Source organism: Ruegeria sp. H3 (assembly GCF_056533095.1).
This window is the reverse complement of record NZ_JBQFOD010000012.1, coordinates 90,032-109,390: the sequence shown is the minus strand read 5'-3', so window position 1 is coordinate 109,390 and position 19,359 is coordinate 90,032. Positions and strand designations below refer to the sequence as shown.

The 19,359-nt window shown below is 56.7% G+C and carries 16 protein-coding genes; 7 read left to right on the top strand and 9 right to left on the bottom strand.

Going from position 1 to position 19,359, the window contains the following annotated elements; genetic code table 11:
- Window positions 1–2: 2 nt before the first annotated feature.
- From ACR0JE_RS14860 to ACR0JE_RS14820, 9 genes are all read right to left on the bottom strand, one after another.
- Window positions 3–899: a class I SAM-dependent methyltransferase gene (locus ACR0JE_RS14860; RefSeq protein WP_480864721.1), complete on the bottom strand. Its 897-nt coding sequence runs from the start codon at window positions 897–899 to the stop codon at window positions 3–5.
- A complete protein-coding gene (locus tag ACR0JE_RS14855; protein ID WP_480864720.1) occupies window positions 899–2,113 on the bottom strand; it encodes a DegT/DnrJ/EryC1/StrS family aminotransferase in 1,215 nt (404 codons plus the stop codon). The genes ACR0JE_RS14860 and ACR0JE_RS14855 overlap by 1 nt, the downstream gene beginning before the upstream one ends.
- A 27-nt stretch (window positions 2,114–2,140) precedes the next feature.
- Window positions 2,141–3,268: a CDP-glucose 4,6-dehydratase gene (gene rfbG / locus ACR0JE_RS14850; RefSeq protein ID WP_480864719.1), complete on the bottom strand. Its 1,128-nt coding sequence runs from the start codon at window positions 3,266–3,268 to the stop codon at window positions 2,141–2,143.
- Window positions 3,269–3,275: 7 nt separating this feature from the next.
- Window positions 3,276–4,082 (bottom strand): glucose-1-phosphate cytidylyltransferase, encoded by an 807-nt coding sequence (gene rfbF, locus ACR0JE_RS14845; RefSeq protein WP_480864718.1) that lies wholly within the window; start codon window positions 4,080–4,082, stop codon window positions 3,276–3,278.
- 102 nt (window positions 4,083–4,184) lie between these two features.
- The gene (locus ACR0JE_RS14840; RefSeq protein ID WP_480864717.1) at window positions 4,185–5,816 is read right to left on the bottom strand and encodes a hypothetical protein; all 1,632 of its coding nucleotides are present in this window, start codon (window positions 5,814–5,816) and stop codon (window positions 4,185–4,187) included.
- Window positions 5,813–6,235, bottom strand: coding sequence for a GtrA family protein (locus tag ACR0JE_RS14835; RefSeq protein WP_480864716.1), 423 nt, complete (start codon window positions 6,233–6,235; stop codon window positions 5,813–5,815). Before ACR0JE_RS14835 ends, ACR0JE_RS14840 begins: the two co-directional genes overlap by 4 nt.
- Window positions 6,236–6,324: 89 nt before the next feature.
- Window positions 6,325–8,436, bottom strand: a complete 2,112-nt coding sequence (locus ACR0JE_RS14830) for a polysaccharide biosynthesis protein (RefSeq protein WP_480547979.1) — start codon at window positions 8,434–8,436, stop codon at window positions 6,325–6,327.
- 472 nt (window positions 8,437–8,908) lie between these two features.
- The gene (locus ACR0JE_RS14825; protein WP_480547980.1) at window positions 8,909–9,766 is read right to left on the bottom strand and encodes a sulfotransferase family protein; all 858 of its coding nucleotides are present in this window, start codon (window positions 9,764–9,766) and stop codon (window positions 8,909–8,911) included.
- 54 nt (window positions 9,767–9,820) lie between these two features.
- A complete protein-coding gene (locus tag ACR0JE_RS14820) occupies window positions 9,821–11,026 on the bottom strand; it encodes a polysaccharide biosynthesis/export family protein (RefSeq protein WP_480864715.1) in 1,206 nt (401 codons plus the stop codon).
- A 477-nt stretch (window positions 11,027–11,503) separates the two neighbouring features.
- On the opposite strand from ACR0JE_RS14820, the gene ACR0JE_RS14815 reads away from it, so the two are divergent.
- The 7 genes from ACR0JE_RS14815 (at window position 11,504) to ACR0JE_RS14785 (ending at window position 19,359) form a co-directional block, all read left to right on the top strand.
- A complete protein-coding gene (locus tag ACR0JE_RS14815; protein ID WP_480544049.1) occupies window positions 11,504–12,130 on the top strand; it encodes a sugar transferase in 627 nt (208 codons plus the stop codon).
- A complete protein-coding gene (locus ACR0JE_RS14810) occupies window positions 12,127–13,041 on the top strand; it encodes a methionyl-tRNA formyltransferase (RefSeq protein ID WP_480864714.1) in 915 nt (304 codons plus the stop codon). Before ACR0JE_RS14815 ends, ACR0JE_RS14810 begins: the two co-directional genes overlap by 4 nt.
- The gene (locus ACR0JE_RS14805) at window positions 13,038–13,733 is read left to right on the top strand and encodes a PIG-L deacetylase family protein (RefSeq protein ID WP_480864713.1); all 696 of its coding nucleotides are present in this window, start codon (window positions 13,038–13,040) and stop codon (window positions 13,731–13,733) included. The genes ACR0JE_RS14810 and ACR0JE_RS14805 overlap by 4 nt, the downstream gene beginning before the upstream one ends.
- A gap of 14 nt (window positions 13,734–13,747) precedes the next feature.
- Window positions 13,748–14,926, top strand: coding sequence for a DegT/DnrJ/EryC1/StrS family aminotransferase (locus tag ACR0JE_RS14800; RefSeq protein WP_480864712.1), 1,179 nt, complete (start codon window positions 13,748–13,750; stop codon window positions 14,924–14,926).
- Entirely contained in the window at window positions 14,927–16,048 is a 1,122-nt protein-coding gene (locus ACR0JE_RS14795) for a glycosyltransferase (RefSeq protein WP_480547983.1), read from the top strand.
- Between the two features lie 12 nt (window positions 16,049–16,060).
- Window positions 16,061–17,995, top strand: coding sequence for an asparagine synthase (glutamine-hydrolyzing) (asnB, locus tag ACR0JE_RS14790; protein WP_480864711.1), 1,935 nt, complete (start codon window positions 16,061–16,063; stop codon window positions 17,993–17,995).
- 809 nt (window positions 17,996–18,804) lie between these two features.
- Window positions 18,805–19,359 carry a GNAT family N-acetyltransferase gene (locus ACR0JE_RS14785; RefSeq protein WP_480864710.1) on the top strand — a complete coding sequence of 185 codons (555 nt, stop codon included), beginning with the start codon at window positions 18,805–18,807 and terminating at the stop codon, window positions 19,357–19,359.

The following is a 19,359-nucleotide window of genomic DNA, read 5'->3' as shown; positions in this document are numbered from 1 at the left end:
AACTACTGCGCGCCCCGGTAATGCGAGACCGCCTCTTTCGGTTGCAGGACCGCATCGGACTTACGCCCAAGGAAAAACACGCCACTGGCCCCGTCAACACGATAGGGTTCAGGGATCAAGCGATCCAGATATTGCGCCCAGAAGACACAAAGCTTGGCAATCTTGCCCGCCGTACGTGACCGGAACAGGCCGCGGAACAGATAATCGACGGACCACATAAACTGCACCCCCGGCCCCGCGCTGGCACCCGAGTCGATCCGATCGAATGCGCGGAACAGATAGCGGTGGCCGCTTTCCGTGAAGCGGGTAAAGTCATAGGCCCCTTCGTGAACCTGCTGCAGAAACGGGGTTTCCGCATAGATCAACCCGCCGGGTTTGAGCACGCGATGAATCTCGGCCGCGACTTGGCGGGGGTCCAGCACATGTTCCAAAACAGCCTGAACGATCACGCCATCAAACACGTCATCCTGCATCGGGATGTCATGGGCATCGGCAACGAACTGGATGTTCGGCGACTGGTAGATGTCGAAGGCAAAGATCTGAACACTGGGGTCTTCGTAGAGCTTCCCCATCCCCTGCCCGACACTGCCACCCCCCACGATCAAAACGCGCGGGTTTGGGTTCAGCGCCTTAATCTCGGATAAAAACCGATCCACATTGCGCAATGTCACCTGTTTGATAGGTGACGCCAGCCGTTTCAACAGCTTCACCGGCCCGCGATAACTGCGCCGGTGAATCTGCGATTCCACTTCGATATCCGTGGGCTTGGGGGGCTCGATGACCGAGGTTTCATAGTTCACAAAGACCGGCACCGCGCCATTGACAGCGCAAGGGCCGGTGCCCTGTTTGAAATCATCCCGGATCAGATCCCGGATCGCCTCAGTCGGGGCCAGTGGCATCAGGACGCCTCCCGCGAGAGCCCGGCAACATGAGGCCGCAGGAATTCTGTCAGCTTTTCATGCATGTAGTCGATATGCGCTTGCGTCAAACCATGGTGACAGGCAAGCAGAACACCTCCGCGCATCACCTCATCCGAGACCGGGTAACCCGCAGGATCGGTGCGGTATTCAACACCCTTCATGGCCGGTTGCCGAAGGATGTTGCCGGTAAAGACCGGACGGGTCTGAATATCTGCGGTTTCCAGGAAGATCTGCATCTCGCGACGCGTAAAGGGCGCGCCATCGCGGATCGTAACCGGGAAGGACAGCCAGCCTGTACGCGACCCCGGCAGTTGATTGGGCAGGATGAACCATTCTTCATATTGCTTGAAGAATTCCAGATGTGCAGCAAACGCCTCTTCCCGCAGACGGATATTGTTGCCCAATTTACCCAACTGCACCAAGCCAAATGCGGCGCTGATTTCCGATGGCTCAAGGTTGAAGCCCAGAGCTTCGAACAGGAATTTGGCATCATAGTCGATGCCGTCCAGCTGCACGTTGAACCGGTTCTCAATCGCCTCAGATTCAACAAACAAGGAGGAACTGCGCCCCCAAGACCGCATCAGCAGCGCCTTGCGCGCCAGTTCGTCATCATTGACACACAGCATTCCGCCATTGCCGGCCCCGTTGATCACGTGGCTGCCATAGAAGCTGGTGGTCGAGACATCGGAATACACGCCTGTGCTGGTGCCATCCATCTGCGCGTCCAGTGTATCGGCGCTGTCTTCGATCACTTTCAGACCATGCGCATCCGCCAACTCGCGGATTTTGCGCCAGTCCGGTAGGTTGCCAATCAGCGATGGGATCATCATGGCCGACGTGTTCGGCGTGATCATCCGTTCGATCTGGTCCACATCGATGTTGTAGGTACCCACTGCGGCATCCACGAATGCCGGGATCAGACCTTTGCGCACTAACGGCGCCACGGTCGTCGCAAATGTCAGGGCAGGCGTAATGACTTCACTGCCTTCCGGCAGGTCCAGAATCTCAACCGCCAGATAATTTGCAGACGAGCCTGAGTTTGTCATGATGCCGTGGTTCTTGGCAAAAAGCTTGGCAACCTTGGCCTGCATCTCGCGCACCTTAGGGCCCATTTGGGTCGATGTTTTCAGAACCTCGACAACGGCGTCGATCTCTTCCTGGCCGTGGACGGTTTGCCCGTAGTTCACTCTCATAAAAGGCACTCCTTAAAAATACGCAGTTTATTGTGCGGCGACTGGGGTCGCGTCATGTGTTTCAGATGTTGTCAGGGTTTCGAAGTATTCGATCTGTGTCGCGGTGACCTGTGCCATGTTCTTCCCCGCAGCATGGGCTTTATACCAATCTGCGGTCAGGTTGATGGCCCCTTGCAGCGTCAACTGAGGACGCCAGTTCAGGCGCGTTTGAGCCTTGGTGCTATCCAGTCGCAGGATACCGGCCTCATGCGGGGCGTCGAGGGCCTGATCGGGGAAACTGAACATCGGTGCTCCATCGCCCCAGGCGCGCTGGATCATGTCAGCCAACTGGCGCACATCTACGGTACTGGACACATCCGGGCCGAAATTCCACGCCCCGGCATAAGGCGCACCATCGGTCAGCATCTTCTCGGCCACGCTCAGATAGCCTGAGACGGGTTCAAGAACATGTTGCCACGGCCGCACGCTGGCGGGATTGCGAATGACTACCGGCTCGCCTTTGGCCCAAGCGCGAATGATATCGGGGACCAGACGATCCTCGCCCCAATCACCGCCGCCAAACACGTTTCCGGCACGCACGGTCGCAAGTTGCGGGCCGCTCGAATCGCAAAAGAAGGAATGCGCATAGGACTGGGCCACCAGCTCGGTTGCGGCTTTGGATGCGCTATAGGGGTCCTTGCCACCAAGCGGGTCGTTTTCACGATAGCCCCAGACCCACTCGCGATTGTCATAGCATTTGTCACTGGTGATCACGATCACCGCCTTCAGCGACGGCATCTTGCGCGCAAGCTCCAGCACATTGGCCGTGCCCTGCACATTGGTGGCAAAAGTCTCTGCCGGTTCCCGATAGGATTTGCGCACCAGCGGCTGCGCAGCCATGTGGAACAGAACCTCAGCATCGACCCCGTCCAGCGTGCTGGCCAGGGCGTCAGGCTCGCGGATATCGGCAAATCGACTGTCGGTGGCCTGAGCCAGATCGCAGCTGTCATAGAAGCATGGGCCGGGCTCGGGTGGCAGCGACAATCCGGTCACCTGCGCACCAAGTCGCTGCAGCCACAACGACATCCAGCCGCCTTTGAACCCGCTATGGCCGGTCACAAGGACACGGCGGCCATTGAACTGGCCGCCGAACATCTGATGCTGATGTGCAGTCATTTTGCCCTCAGATTGCAACCGGGTATTCGGCTGAAGATTGATCGCCGAACTGCATCCAGGGTGGCGTTTCCTCTTCGCTTAGCGCGTTCAGCGCGTTGCGGTCACGGATCGTGTCCATCGGATGCCAGAACCCATCATGACGATAGGCCATAAGCTCTCCATCCCGGGCCATTTGCGACAGAGGCGACTGTTCCAGTGGCTCGGTATCGTCAACCATATAGTCCAAAACGCCCGGTTCAAACACGAAATACCCGCCATTGATCCAGGTTTCGCGGCGGCGCACTTTTTCTGTAAACGCATCCACCCGGTCACCTTTAAGTTCGATGTTGCCAAACCGCGCGGGCGGCTGCACCGCAGTGACGGTGGCCAGCTTCCCGTGCGATTTGTGGAAGTCGATCAAGGCATTGATATCGACGTTACCCAGACCGTCTGAATAAGTGCACATGAATGTCTCACCAGGGTCCAGCCATTCCTTCAGGCGACGAATACGCCCGCTGGTCATGGTGTGCGCGCCGGTGTCAACAACCGACACATTCCAACCACCCGGCGCCGACGGCACCAGCTTCAGCTCACCTGTGTCCAGAGCAACCGAAATGTTGTTTGCGATCAGGTGATAATTGGCAAAAAACTGCTTCAACAGAAGGGCTTTGTACCCTGCGGCAACAACAAAATCACGGTGGCCGAAATGGCTGTAGATATCCATGACGCGCGCGATGATCGGGCGACCTCCAACCTCAACCATTGGCTTTGGAATCGCAACCGTTTCTTCGGCCAAACGCGATCCCAATCCTCCTGCCAGAAGTACTGTTTTCATCTGTGCTACTCCCTCAAAATACCTTTAACTAAACTTCAATGTTACGTCGGGGTTAAGGCGGATTGCCCATTGTTGCTCGGGCGGGGTGGGTGGTGCATGCGTTCAATCTGCCACTCCCGCGCGCTTGGAGTATATCACACCTTTTCCGTAACGGTTATTTAACCCGTCTTTTGGCACCGCGGCGTAGCCATTTGTTTGCGCATATCGCAACAATGGTGCCTCAAGTGTGGAATCATATCCCAAAAGGAAAGCGGAGGGCGGATTGGAATCAAACAGGGCGATCAGATCATCTGCTCCAGCCATGACATAGTGCTGCGCCAGTTCGGGGTCTGTGTAGGGCGCGATACGATAAGCGAAGGGGCCAGTGGCCAGTTCAGCATAGACCGGCAGGTGGGCTTCCAGTGGATAAAGCGGCATCAGCGTCGCGACCGGACCGTCCGGGATCTCACTGTCTGCGACCACGTCCTGCAAGGCTTGAGCGCCTTTTGCGATGCGGGCGGCCGTAAAGCTGTCTGGCTTCGCAAGATTCAGCAGCCCCGGTGCCAATCTCGGTGCTCCCAGCAGTACCATCAATGCGAAACCCGCCGCACAGAGAGGTGCAATAGCCGTACGTTTTTCAGCGGGAACAAGGCGATAGACTAAAGCCCCCAAAAGGGGAACAGCAATCAGCGGCTGGATGTAATATTGAGGAAAACCGGGAGTCGGCACAAAGCTGAACAGCGCCGTTATGCCCAGCAGGGCCAGAACCAGTATGATCTGACCAGTTCCATGCCCCAGACGCACAGCATTGGCGCCAGCCAGTGCGGCAACGAAGAACACGGCCATCAATCCCACCAACGCCGCACCCCCGAACCAGGTTGCATAGGCCAACAGGACCTTGCCACTGATCCCCATGGCCAGCCCAGGCTCGGACGCGGCGTTGGCTTGCCAATAGGCCACGTGCGGGCCGGTGTGAAATTTCAGTATATGCGCCAGAAAATCCGAAGGGTCAGAGGCCAGATACCAGAACAAGGGAATGGCCCCGATCAAACCGCCGATCAGCACCGGCAGAACGACCCCGCGTAGACGAGTTGCTAACGGCAGATGCCATGGCAGCAGGAACGCGGCGATCGCAACCGGAGGGATGAACATCGCTGCGCTGACCTTCATACCCGCTGCAATCGACAGGCAGAAACCGGACAGCACCAGCCAAAGGAAGCCGGGGCGATCCCTGAGTGTCTGGACAAAAAACAGGCCCAGCCCCCAAGCGGCAAAGGGCAAGGGCAACAAGTTGTTGCTTGCGGCCATCCCCGCCTGAGCCTGCAGCGTTTCGTTGACCACAAGCGTCACAATAAAGAATACCGCCAGAAGGCGTGAGCCGGAAATCCGCCAGGTCGCCCAGCCGATGCCCGAGGCCAGTAACAACCAGGCACAGAACTGTCCAAAACGGGCCGAGGCCAGAAGGCCTTCGCCCCCGAACAGCAGGTAGAACCCCCTGTAATACCAAGCAGAATTGGGAACATGGTTATAGAAGAAATCGCTGTAGAGGCTCCAATAGCCCAAAAGTTCTGCTGGGGGCACGAACATCAGTTCGTCCCGACGCAGGCCGTACCCCATTATACGCCCGTAGAGTGCCGCAAACAGGACAACCAAAACGCCAATGGTTACAACCCGCATCAACAGGCTACCACCAGAGCGCACGGTTATATGAATGTCCGAATCCACGCTCAGGCCTGGGTCAACGGAATGGGTCATTGCTCATCTTTCTGCGGGTTAGGACGCAAAGCACGTGAGATTAGACCATATGACAAAACAACAGTCGGCCCCAGCGCAATGGCCTGCGCCAGATAAGCATCAAAGCCGAGCTGTAGCAAAGCCCACAGCAGCGCAGCGTTAAACGCGTAGACAATGACATAGGACACCGCGTAATGCGGCAGCCGCCCATAGCCCTGTACGTAGAACACGAAACGACCATGGACCTGAAAGTTCCAAAGAACCCCGACTATGAACTGGATGGCAAGCGCCACCTGAGGGTGAGCGCCAAACCAAACCAGTATCGAAAATACGGCATATCCAAACAGCGTGTTGATCACACCGGCCCCGATAAATCGCAGGATCCGGTCCCACCCGTGCTGGGTGGGAGTGATCACGCCAGATTGACTCAGTTCTGACATCTTATGAAACGCTCGTAAGAGCCCTTAGTTACTCTTAACACACACGGCTTGGGTCAAAGCCGACACAACAATAAATTCAAACAATATCTTTAGCGGCCACCGACGGTTTCCAAAGCATCGGAGTTTGCAAAGGCACCGACCATCTTCTCGGTTGGGATCGCGGTGATCTTCGACTTGGTCCGAGGTTTGATCAGATCCTTGGTTTCGATCGGACGCAGACCGTTGACACCATAACCTGGCACCAGCTCTTTCAGCAGCTTTTTAACGCCCAGATCATCGCCATCCAGTGCAGCCTGTTCCAGCTTGAGTATCATAGCACGCAGACGCGCAACCGAGACACCTTCGGGGATCGCTGAAGCCACACCCGGGATGCCGCTTTCGCGATGCTCTTCGGTCACATCAAACAGCTCCTCATACAGCTTTTCGCCTTTGCGAATACCGATGAACTTGATGTCGATGTCCTTGTAAGGAACCAACCCCGCCAGACGGATCATACGCTCGGCCAGATCAACGATTTTCACCGGGCGCCCCATGTCCAGAACAAAGATTTCGCCGTGGCTGTTTTCCAGATTCAATCCTTTGGCCGCCGCAACCAGCGTCAACTGCACGGCCTCACGAATGGTCATGAAATAGCGTTCCATTTTCGGATCAGTGACCGTCAGCGGGCCGCCTTCCGAAATCTGGCGCTGGAACAGCGGGATCAGCGAACCCGACGAGCCCAGAACGTTACCAAACCGGACCGAGAAGAAGCGCGTGGCTTCATCAGTGCCGTTGGTTACACGATCCTGCGCCTGAGCGTAGAATTCCGCAACACGCTTGGTCGCGCCCATGACGCTGGTGCTGTTCACGGCCTTGTCGGTCGAAACCTGCACCATCGCAATGGCACCTACGTTGCGCGCAGCATCGGCGACGTTACGCGTCCCGATTACGTTGGTCAGAACACCTTCGCACGGGTTCAGCTCGACCATTGGTACGTGCTTCAACGCAGCCGCGTTGAAGACCAGTTCGGGACGGTGACGTTCGAAGATCTTGTTCACGCGGTCAGCGCTGCGAATATCGGCAACATAGATGCGGCGCGAAACTTCGGGAAAGTTCTGGCTCAGGTCCATGTCGATCGAGTAAGCATTGTATTCCGTGTTTTCGATCATGACGATTTCCGCCGGCTCGAACGACGCGATCTGACGGGTCAGTTCACTGCCGATCGATCCGCCAGCACCGGTGATCAGAACACGGCGATCCTTAAACATCTCGCGCAGCATAGAACGCTCGACCGCCTTTTGTGGGCGATCCAAGATGTCTTCGGGGTTCACGGTCCGGATACCGTTGCTTTCGGTGCCCAACTCTTCCAAACCGGTCAAGCGCGACACAGGAATGCTGTTGGCTTCGGCCCAACGGGTCAGTTTGCGGATACCATCGCTTTCGAAATGGGTAACCGGCTCAGTCAATAGAATACGCTGAGGCAAGTTGTCATCAAACTTCAGCCGCTCGATCACGGCGTCTGCATCCAGCAGCGAGCCGATGATCTTTACGTCGTGAAAGTACAGGCCTTGCGTGTTGCGGGCGTCATCAATGATGCCAACGGGTTCATATTTTGATTCCGTGTTGCGCAGCGAACGAACAAACAGGTCACTGCTGGCACCGGTGCCAACAAGGATCACCGGGATTTTGCCATTGTCACTTGCGGTGCAGCCCTGAACCTTGCGCTTGAACTCGGTGCTGCGGGCAATGATGCGCAGGCTGCCCAGTGCAGGCACGATCAGGAAGAATTGAATGACATAGACTGCAAGCGGAACTTGGGATGTGACTGCAGCCGCCATGCCAAACAGGGCCAGCGTTGCAACACAGAAGAACGACGCGCGCACGATCAGTGCCACATCACGTAGCGACGTGGACCGGGTGTGACGCTTATAAATGCCTGACATCGGCAGGATCGCCAACGCGATCAGGCAGGACATCAATACCAAAGGAATCAGTGCCGCAGACGCTGCCGCAGGCAACGTGCCCCCGTTGGCCAACACCACAGCCATCACAACGGAAATGGCCGAGGCTACAACATCACCAATCACCAAGCGACGGTTTGCGCTCAGCTCAATAAGTTTTTGCTTCAATGTGGATCCGATATCGCCCAATTTCAGATCGGGTTCGATCGCAGTATCTTTAACAGATCCATTCTTGAGCTTAACCAACTCACGCTCATACATACTCAGTACTCCGGCGTATAAATTGCCCACTACTACCCGACCCAGCAGGACAGATCGAAAACAGCCGATCAGCCGTCAAAGCCGCACTCACACGCCAGCAGAAACCACTTGCCGGCAAGTTCGATTATTTTTGTAAGGTCCCCCTAGACCGGCTCAGGTTTGAAAATCATCAGACCCTTTGCCACAACCCTTTCTCACTCGTACGAACCAAACTACAATATTCAGCAGCCAACATGGCCACTAAGGTTTCAATATGATTAAAATCTAACATAGCCAACACCAGAGCAAAACGCTTTTTTCACGTTTCCGGCATCGTTTGACCAAAGAAATGCCCTATTTCCCAATGTTCGCACAGCATTCGGTCTGTTTGAGAACTTTTTGTAAACATCTGATCGGACAAGACGCGCCCCACGAATTGGCGTCTTTGTTTCCAGACCGGAAACGTAGTGTGACTTATGACACATAACAAAGCTCAATTGATTCGAGCCATTTCAAGCGGTTTGGCACTGCCCCAGGCCTCAGTGATTCCGGGTTCAATCTCGTCGATCTTGGTCATGTCCTCGCTATAGAACTCAGCAAGGCGGCGCGACAGATCTTCTGACAGCGGCGGATACTGTACCTGACGGGCAACCGCATTGCGCAAAGACCGAACCGGCCAGGTGTGACGAACAGGATCAATGACAGAACGAACCGGTCCAAGGATCTTGCGCAACGGCAAAGGCACCATAGCAGCATTCTTGTCCTTTACCTTTTTCTTAACCGGCGCTTCCAGCTTGCCGGTCAAATTAAGATGCGCGCGTACCTTTTCCAGGTTCCCAATTGGATTGCGGCGAATATCCTCATAGGCCAGCAATAGGATTTGCTCGGCCGGGAACAGATCATAGAACCGTGCCAAATGATGCGCATAACGCCCATCGGACAGGAATCGTTGGTCCGCCGCATACGCGGGATTCAGATAGTCTTCGATACGGTCCGTAACCTCTCCACGACGGAACAGCATGCAATAATCCGAATATGCGCGCTGTACCGGATCACGCATTTGCAGGATCAGCCGCGCATTCGGAGCGAAATCCCGAATGCGCTGCGCGGCCTCGGGCACTGTCAGATAAGAGTTCGACTTCTCGCCGATCAGCGGCGCCTGTTCACATCCATCGAACTGATCCCGATACCAAGCCAATCCTTTGTCGTATTCTCTTGAAAAGAAATGCAGCTCGGGCCCTGGCATATAGATAGCCGGGGTTTGTGTCAGCGAATGCTGCAACCACGTGGTCGCACATTTCGCAGCACCTATGATCAGAAAATCGACCGGTCTGTCAGCGGGCAATGTCATGATGAAACTCGTTAACTAAATTCCCTGGGGCCGAGGCCCACTTAGTTTCTATACTCAATTCGACGTAATAACTGTTTTCCTGACAACCTCGATTGTATCCCCCGGTTGCACCGGATCGGTTCCCTTTACACGCTGCGTTTGCGTATTACCCCGACGGGTAACAATAAACTCAATGGTTGTCTCGCTGGCGATGTCATCCTCGCTCAGATACCCGGCGGCAGCCAGTTCACCATGCAGGGTCGACGCGGTTTGCAATCGGGTCTTCAGCGACGCCAGTTGGCTTTCAACCTCATTCAGTTTCACCAATGCATCTGAACGCGCCGTATCATCCAGTTGCAACTCATCTCGCTGTGCACGGTTGAGATCCTGCCGCGCGACCAGCAACGCAACCTCCTGATCCAGGCGCTTCGACTCCAGGTCGTTCAGCGCATTGGTCATCGCGGTAACTCGGTTCGACGCAGTCAGCCCCTTTTCCCTAAGAGAGTTGAGATTCTCCAGCTCTTTCGAGACGTTAGCGATCTGCGTGTCGCGCAATTCAAGCTGCTGTGTCAGGCTTTCGATTTGTTCTTTAAGAAGGGCTTGCAGGTCCCTGATCCGTTCACCCTGCCCTTCACGTGCGGCCAATGTTGCCTCAAGGATTTCGCCTTCCAGCCCTTCGGGCGCGTTTGCCAGATCAGCGCCTTTGTCATCGCTTTCCAGAACGGTCAGATCCGCGATCAGCCGCTGGCGCTGTTGTTCCAGCTCATCAATCTGCGTGGCCAACAGGCGAATCTCACCACCCATGCGCAGCACTTGAATGTCATTACCGGTTGCCAGTTGAATCGGCGGGCGGATTGGCCCTCCGGCCAGCGCCAGAATCTGTTGCGCGGTCATACCCACATGGAAATCGTAGGCGCCTGGGGAATTCACATCACCGAGCACATAGACCGGCAGATGGCCAATCACCTCAAGCGCAATGCGCGGCGGTTCAACCATGCCGATCTGGCGGCGGAATTTCAGCTCTAGCGCCGCTGCCAGCTCAGCCGGGGTGTGACCCTCTGCCTCGACCTGGCCGACAAGCGGAATCATCAGATCACCGTCACCGGTTATGGTGTATTCGCCGGTTACACCGGTCCAGCTTAGGTAAGTTGTGGACTCCGCATCCCAGCGCATCGCCTTCAGAGACAGCCGATCCTGCGGCAGCAGGCGATATCCCTCGGCCCAAACGGCGCTTGCCGCCAGAGTGAACATCACCAACATTACTTTGAAACAGGTTTTCAAACCTCTGTCTCCCAACTCACTAACTCTACGATCTGTACTACAAACCAAACTGGTGGTTCTGTGATCTTCGATACACAAGAAACGCAAGCTTTATTCGCTGTACGTCAAAAAAGTCTTCGGGCCCGGTTCAAACCTGCACAAGCCCACCCAATCAAGCTAAGCACTCCTGTATTGCGTGACAAGAGAAACGGCCCATCGTTGCGGCAATCCTGTTCCTCGCCCCAAATCCGAAACAATGCTCCACTAGCAGTCAAACCGTTGACGAAACCAGCTGCGATGTCGGCGTTATATTCCCAACATTCTCCACAACCGGCGCGATTCGATCAAAGCGCCGCAGACTTCTTGCAAAACACATCCAATTCGAACAGATTGAGGCGGTCTCTGCCCAGGCGATTTAGTCATTGCCTCTGGCGTGTGATTTGTTTGTTGATTTCAAGTGTTGCGGCGCGCCGCGTGTGTTCTGAGTTGGATTGAACTGTGAATAGAGTACCCGAAATTCTGCTCTGCATCCTGTTGGGTCTTATCTCTCTGCCCTTCTTTCTTGTCGCGTGTCTGATTGTTGCAACCTCTGTCGGGTTGCCATTGATGTTTTCACAGCGCCGCTGTGGTCTGGGTGGGCGCGAATTCAATCTGTTCAAACTCCGCTCGATGTCAGAAGCACGTGGCCCGGATGGCGCGTTGTTGCCAGATGATCAAAGACAGACCCGCGCGACGGCCCTGATCCGTCGCTTGCGTCTGGATGAAATCCCGCAATTGCTGCTGATCCTGCGCGGTCACATGGCTCTGGTAGGTCCGCGCCCCTTACTGCCCGAAACCATCGAGAGCTTTGGGCCCGAAGGGCAGTACCGCTGTTCGGTTCGGCCCGGGCTGACCGGTTGGGCGCAAGTGAGTGGAAACACAAATCTCAGCAATTCCGAAAAGCTCAGCCTTGATCTGTGGTATGTGGCACATCGGTCATTGGCGTTGGATTTGCAGATCATGTCAGAAACCGTCGGTGTTGCGCTGCGCGGCGAGAATCGTCGCACAGACCGGATTAAGACCGCCGCGGATTGGTTGCAGCAACATCCGCCACAAAAATCTTCGTTTCAGGGGTCGCCCGCATGAAAACAGTATTTGTCGGGGCTGTCGAAACCTCCCACGCCGCGTTGGTCTCAATTTGTGCCGCCGGGCATGCACCCGATTTGGTCATGACATTGCCGCCTCACCTGTCGCATCGGCATTCCGACTTTGTCGATCTCAGCGTCGTGGCCAATCGCTATGGCGTACCCGTTGAGTATATTGAGAAAACCAACGCACCCGAGACCATCGCGCAGATCGAGGCCCTGAAGCCCGACCTGATTATGGTTATCGGTTGGTCGCAGATCTGCGGCCCGGCCTTTCGCGCCATCCCCAAGCTGGGGTGCATCGGCTTTCACCCCTCGGCCTTGCCGAAGCTGCGCGGACGTGGCGTAATACCCTGGACTGTGCTGTTGCGGGAAAGAAATGTCGGATCGTCTCTGTTCTGGCTCGGCGAAGGTGCTGATGATGGCCCGATTGCGGCCCAGGCGCGCTATGCGGTTGATCCGAACAGCGTCACCGCGCGCGAGCTTTATGATCGCTCGTTGCGTGCCATCTCGGGACTGTTGCCCCCGCTGCTGGAGCAGATCGCTGTCGGGGACATCCCCCGCGAACCTCAACCCACCACCGGGATCAGCATGTGCGCACGCCGCAGGCCCGAAGACGGGCTGATCGACTGGACATGTTCAGCCGAGGATATCGAATGCCTGATCCGTGCCTCGGGCCCGCCCTATCCGGGGGCGTTCACGCATGGGTCGGACGGTCGGCAGATCGTGATCACACAAGCCAAATTCTCGGAACCTGACGGGTATTACATCGGCCTGCCCGGTCAGGTGCAGGACATTGATGGCCAAAACTTTACCGTCGCCTGCGGGGATGGGCGGTGCCTTGATATTCTGGAATGGTCCGGGGCGGATATCCCCCCGGCCATGCATTCGAAATTAGGAAAGACATCATGATAACCACCGATCTCATCAGCGCCGGGGCCGGACCTGCCCTGGTCATCGCCCCTCACCCCGATGACGAGGTGCTGGGCGCAGGTGGTACGATCGCCCGGCTTGCCGATGCGGGCCGCGACGTGCACGTGGTTGTGGTGACGCGTGCCAAGCCGCCGAAATTCCGGGATGAGGATACCGAGGTCACCCGGGCCGAGGCGCGTAAATCTCATGACTATCTAGGCGTGACACAGACGCACTGGATGGATTTCACCGCGGCTGAGTTATCGGAACAACCGCATTCGGATCTGAATGGCGCGTTGGGCAAGCTGGTGCGTGATCTTGGAGCCGATCTGATCCTTGCGCCGCATCCGGGCGATATTCACATGGATCACCAGCTGACATTTCTGTCCAGCCTTGTGGCGAGCCGTCCGCATCAGGACAAGTACCCGGCGACTATCGCAGCCTATGAGACATTGTCCGAGACCAACTGGAACGCGCCGTATCTGACGCCGCCCTTTGTTCCGAATATCTTTGTCGATATCTCGGACACGCTGGAACGCAAGCTAACGGCCTTTGCGATGTTTGAAAGCCAGGCCAAGCAGGCCCCGCACGAACGCTCGGTCGACAGCCTGCGCGCGTTGGCGACCCTGCGCGGTGCAACCGTCCACCGGCACGCGGCCGAAGGGTTTGTTTTGGTCCGAACCGTGGTCTGACAGGAGAGTTCGAAATGGCATCTTGGCCCATATACGATCAGGAACAGATAGATGCGGTCAGCCGGGTTCTGGCGTCAGGCAAAGTCAACGCTTGGACCGGACCGGATGTACGCGCGTTCGAAAACGAATACCGCGCCTATACCGGTTCTGCGTATGCCATTGCGATGGCCAACGGCACGGTCACGCTGGACGCGGCCCTGCACGTGCTGGATCTTGAACCCGGGGACGAAGTGATTGTCACCCCGCGCAGTTTTATCGCCTCGGCCAGTTCCGTGATGCTGGAGGGTGGAGTACCGGTCTTCGCGGATGTCGATCCGGTGACCCAGAACATCACCGCCGAAACCATCGCGCCGATGATCACGTCGCGCACGCGCGGGATCATACCGGTACATCTGGGCGGCTGGCCTTGCGATATGGATGCGATCATGGATCTGGCGCAAGCGCATGAACTATGGGTGATCGAAGATTGCGCGCAGGCCCATGGTGCGATGATCGGCGACCGCCACGTGGGCACCATCGGCACGTTCGGATCGTTCTCGTTCTGCCAAGACAAGATCATGACCACGGGCGGTGAAGGTGGTTTGTTGACCACGAATGACCGCGAACTCTGGTCTCGGGTCTGGAGCTACAAGGATCATGGCAAGGGTTACGATACGGTGTTTAACACCGATCATCCCCCGGGGTTCCGCTGGTTGCACGATTCCGGGCCCGGCACAAACCTGCGTATGACTGGTCCATCGGCGGCTTTGGGCCGCGTTCAATTGCAACGTCTGAACGATTGGCGCGCCCATCGCACGGCCAATGCCCGGATACTGGGCGAAGCTTTGGCCACCTGCCCCGCGTTCATGGTGCCAAACCCACCGGACAACGTGACCCATGCCTATTACCGGTTCTACGCCTTCGTACGCCCGCAGGCCCTGGCCGCGGGCTGGTCGCGCGACCGCATCATTGCCGAGATCTCGCAGGCGGGGTTCCCCGCCTTCTCAGGCAGTTGTTCGGAAATCTACCTCGAAGACACATTCCGCAAACAGGGGCTCGGCCCCGCTGAACGCCTGCCGGTTGCGCGCGAGCTGGGCGAGACTAGTCTGGCGTTTCTGGTTGATCCCGGCTGGTCGCAAAAAGACATTGCGCGCCTTGCGCAGGTCATCGTTGACGTAGGCAATCAGGCCCTGGCAGGGCAAAAGGCGGGATAAATGATCCTGCACGTGGTCACTGATTTCTCGACTCAGGGCGGAGCGCAAGCGATGCTCGCCCGGTTACTGTCAAATTCCGGCGAACGGGCAGTTGTGGTGGCTCTGACTGAAGTGTCAGATCGGTGCCGCGCGATGGCAGGTAATGAAAAGGTCGAGTATATCTCGCTGCGGGCCCGGTCGCCTTTGTCTTTTCCCCGCGCCATCTGGCAGATTGCGCGTTTAATCCGGACCAACAAACCCGATGTGGTGCTGTGCTGGATGTATCACGCCATGGTTGTTGGCCTGATCGCGCAGGCTTTGTCACTGCGCCATGTGCCGGTGATCTGGACCGTTCGGCAGGCTTTGGACGACCCGGCGGCCTTTACCCGCAGCACCCGGATCGCCGTGCGCCTTTCCCAAAAACTGTCACGGTATTGCGATGGGATCATCTACAACTCGACCCGCGCGTTGGAACAACACGGCAAGTACGGATTTGCACAAAGCAATGCCTCGGTCGTGCCGAACGGTTTTCTTTTGCCCGACGCGCCGACCCCCAGACCTGGCCCCGCACGCGTGGTTGGACTGGCGGCCCGGTTTCATCCACAAAAGGATTTTGAGACATTTTTCCGCGCTTTCGCCATCGCGCGTCAAACCATCCCAGACCTGACCGCGCGGTTGGCCGGGGATGGTGTGACCAGCGAGAACGAAGCGCTACGCGCGCTGATGGCCCAGGCGGGTATACCCGAAGACAGCGTAACGTTGTGCGGCGATCTGCACGACATGACCGCGTTTTATAACAGCATTGATCTTCTCGTCCTGTCCTCGCGCACCGAAGGTTTCCCGAATGTCATAGCCGAAGCAATGAGCTATGGTCGCCCGGTTGTGACCACTGACGTCGGAGACGCGGCAAAGGTCACAGGTGATATAGGCTATGTCGTAGCAGCCCGTGATGCCGAAGGGCTTGGACAGGCCCTGACAGATGCCGCGAACTGGAGCGCCGACACTTACGCGCAGCGCAGTGTGGCGGCCCGGGATCGCATCGCCTCTCAATACTCTCTCGCCGCGATCGCTGCGTCTTATGATGCGGTTTTGTTTGGCACCACACCAAAGGCCGGGACGTCGACCGCCCCGCATACCGGATAGGAAAACAGGGCCATGTGCGGCATTGCCGGATATCTTGCATTCAAACCAATCGGTCGTGACGCGGGCACTGCTGCGTTGAAGCAGATGTGTGACAGCATCGCGCATCGTGGCCCAGACGCGGATGGCATGTTCGTAGACCCTGAAACGGGCGTGGCCCTGGGGCATCGCCGTCTGGCCATTGTCGACCTGTCCGAGACCGGCGCGCAACCCATGAGTTCGCCCAGCGGGCGCTACTGCATTGTATACAATGGGGAAATCTATGGGTTCCTCGACCTGCGCCAGAAGCTGATTGATCTGGACGTTACGTTCCGGGGCACCTCGGACACCGAAGTTTTGCTGGCCTCGATGGATCAGTGGGGCATACGTAGAACTCTGGAACTGGCCCACGGCATGTTCGCTTTTGCGGTGTTCGACCGGCAACAAAACCGGGTTGTCTTTGCACGGGATCGGCTGGGTAAGAAGCCGCTCTATCTGGGCGTGAAGGGCGGCCATCTGCTGTTCGGCTCAGAACTCAAAGCCCTGCGCGCCCATGCGGCTTTTGGCACGCCCGAGGTCGACCGCCGCGCGCAAGAACAATATGCGCGCTATGCCTTTATCCCGGCCCCTTTGACGATCTACCGCGACGTGATGAAACTGCCAGCGGGTACGCTGGTCGAGGTTCAGCTGGATGCACCCCCATCTTCGGCCGAGGATCTGGTGACAGGGCTGCACAGGTTCTGGGACTTGCGAGATCGGGTCGAGAGCTCTCGGGCTGATCGTTACACAGATGAGGCACAGGCGCTGGACGGGATCGAAGAGGCGCTGATGTCGGCAGTGGGTGAACGTATGGTCGCCGATGTCACCGTCGGCACCTTCCTGTCGGGTGGCATCGATTCCAGCCTGATCACCGCGATGATGCAGCAGCAGTCCGAGCGCAAAGTCACCAGCTTCACCGTCCGTTTCGATCATGACGCGACGAACGAGGCCGATTACGCTGCCGCCATTGCCAAGCATCTGGGCACGGACCATCACGAGGTCACCGCGACGCCCGAGATGGCGTTTGATCTGCTGCAGACCCTGCCACAAGTCTATGACGAACCCTTCGCCGACCCGTCTGCCTTCCCGACGCTACTGGTGTCGCAACTGGCTAGCAAAAAGCTGAAAGTGGTAATGTCAGGCGACGGCGGAGACGAGTCGTTCGGCGGTTATGAACGCTATGCCCGCATGATAGCGATGGAGCGGGTCAGTGCGAAACTACCCGGTCCGGCAGCCTCGGTTCTGGCGGCCTCACCTGCGGCTGTGACGCAGGCAGCCGCGACACTTCTGAAACCGTTGGCCCCGGCCTCGATGCGGGATCAGATCACGCCGGATCGCCTGTCCAAAGTCGCCGCGATTGCCCGCCATCGGGACTTCCGCAGCCGGTATGATGCACTGTTTACCCTGTGGACGCCTCCATCTACATCCGATCAGGGCCTGTTCCGATCATATGCGTTGCCGCATGGGCTCGGCCCGGTGGATACAATGATGCTGCTGGATTCCGAGCTCTACTTGCCCGAAAGCATTCTGGTCAAAGCCGACCGTGCCTCGATGTCGGTCGGGCTTGAGATCCGTGCACCCCTGTTGGACTACCGCGTAGTAGAGGCCGCGTGGCGCGCGCCGGATACGCTCCGATATGACGGTAAATCAGGCAAAGTCGCCCTGCGCCGTCTGTTGGACAAACGTGTGCCGAAAGCGTTGTATGACCGGCCAAAACAGGGCTTTGGCATCCCGCTTAACGATTGGCTGCGGGGGCCGTTGAAATCCGTTGCCAATGATGTCTTTGCGTCAAACAATGGTACTTTCGATGCGGTGGACCGGGCGCAGCTGAAAAAACGCTGGTCCGAGCATCTGTCAGGCAGCCGCAACTGGGGCCCGCATTTGTGGGTGGTTCTGATGTACCATTTTTGGCAGCGGGAATGGATGGCCTAACCTGAGATGCCCAAACGTAATTCTCCAGGTAGAAAAAACCGGAGTACCCGTTCTTTCGAGTAATCAGGCGTTGGCCTGGCACATGCTTCGATTGTCTGGCATAGAGGGCACAAACCTCCGGCTCTGGCGGCTTTTTAGCGAGAGTAGAGATTCGGCTTGATTAGCCGAGAATTGAAGTTGGAGACCTTGAGCAGAAGGTCCATCGCCCTTTTAGTGAACTATGCTTTTTGTTCGGCACTCCGGCTGGTGTCCTCCGAGTAGTCTGACCGGGTCATTCCAACATTCACATACGGCATTGGTCAGTCTTTTTGCGGCACAAAGAAGACCATTGTCGCAACGATACGCCATTCAGCATAGTGGCGGACAAGCTTCAGCAAATCATGGTCATCCACGCACACGGTCCAGCCTGTCGGTAACAAATGCAATCTCCGGAACTTTCTCCTCACTTGGGTCACCGCCAAGAACCGGTGGTTCGATCACGTCTACACAGCGCATGTAGGTCTAAAGACTCGACCACAATCCATCACCAGACCATGTCGCCACAAGCTCTCCGCCACTTTCCACCACAAAACCCGATCCGATGCCTACAGTCTTTGTCCAGATTCCACCGCAGCAGTAGCGAATTGTTCCATTGGGAAAAGGGTTTGAACAGCAGTAATTCATCAGTTTGGCAATGCCTTACGAAACTGCCATCATAGCTGTCGCCAACAAACTCCTGCCTCTCGCTTACACGCTTGTCAAAGCCCGCCCAAAAAAGGTTGTTCAAAGCCTAAGGGAAATACAGTTGCTTGCTCCCTCGACGCAGCTAAATGCAACAACTCTTGGCAAGCAAAATTGTGTACGTTACTCGAACAACAATGCGCGGAGGCGGTTGGAAATTGGGGTTTAGTCAAAACATGCTAAAAGTCAGGGAAGCAAACCAAACAGATTGCGGCATCCTACTGAGTTGGCGCAATGACGAACAAACTCGAAGCATGTCCCGTACCTCCAATCCAATCTCACGCACGGAACACAAAAAATGGTTCGATGCCGCGCTTGAGGATCCACTTAGACTACTATTGATGCTTGTTCAGCATGATGCACAAGGCAGGCAGTTTATCGGAACAACCCGTTTCGACACACAGCTCTCTGATGGTACTGTCGAAGTTTCAGTGACTCTGAACCCAGAAGTCAGGGGGAAGGGGTATTCCAAATCAGTTTTATCGTCCTCAATCGAATATTTCGACAAAACTAGAGAACCCACCAGATACATTGCGTTTATAAAGCCCGACAATATCGCCAGCGTAAAAACCTTCCAAGCAGTGGGGTTCAAGCCTTGTGGGGAAAAGGGTGGATTGCAAATCTACGAATTGACGAGGACCTAG

Coding starts and splice junctions, on each gene's coding strand:
- ACR0JE_RS14835 (WP_480864716.1), bottom strand. CDS start 6,235: ATGTCAGAACTGAGTCAATCTGGCGTGATCACTCCCACCCAGCACGGG.
- rfbG (WP_480864719.1), bottom strand. CDS start 3,268: ATGACTGCACATCAGCATCAGATGTTCGGCGGCCAGTTCAATGGCCGC.
- ACR0JE_RS14840 (WP_480864717.1), bottom strand. CDS start 5,816: ATGACCCATTCCGTTGACCCAGGCCTGAGCGTGGATTCGGACATTCAT.
- ACR0JE_RS14800 (WP_480864712.1), top strand. CDS start 13,748: ATGGCATCTTGGCCCATATACGATCAGGAACAGATAGATGCGGTCAGC.
- ACR0JE_RS14855 (WP_480864720.1), bottom strand. CDS start 2,113: ATGAGAGTGAACTACGGGCAAACCGTCCACGGCCAGGAAGAGATCGAC.
- ACR0JE_RS14860 (WP_480864721.1), bottom strand. CDS start 899: ATGCCACTGGCCCCGACTGAGGCGATCCGGGATCTGATCCGGGATGAT.
- ACR0JE_RS14785 (WP_480864710.1), top strand. CDS start 18,805: ATGCAACAACTCTTGGCAAGCAAAATTGTGTACGTTACTCGAACAACA.
- ACR0JE_RS14810 (WP_480864714.1), top strand. CDS start 12,127: ATGAAAACAGTATTTGTCGGGGCTGTCGAAACCTCCCACGCCGCGTTG.
- rfbF (WP_480864718.1), bottom strand. CDS start 4,082: ATGAAAACAGTACTTCTGGCAGGAGGATTGGGATCGCGTTTGGCCGAA.
- ACR0JE_RS14830 (WP_480547979.1), bottom strand. CDS start 8,436: ATGTATGAGCGTGAGTTGGTTAAGCTCAAGAATGGATCTGTTAAAGAT.
- ACR0JE_RS14795 (WP_480547983.1), top strand. CDS start 14,927: ATGATCCTGCACGTGGTCACTGATTTCTCGACTCAGGGCGGAGCGCAA.
- asnB (WP_480864711.1), top strand. CDS start 16,061: ATGTGCGGCATTGCCGGATATCTTGCATTCAAACCAATCGGTCGTGAC.
- ACR0JE_RS14825 (WP_480547980.1), bottom strand. CDS start 9,766: ATGACATTGCCCGCTGACAGACCGGTCGATTTTCTGATCATAGGTGCT.
- ACR0JE_RS14805 (WP_480864713.1), top strand. CDS start 13,038: ATGATAACCACCGATCTCATCAGCGCCGGGGCCGGACCTGCCCTGGTC.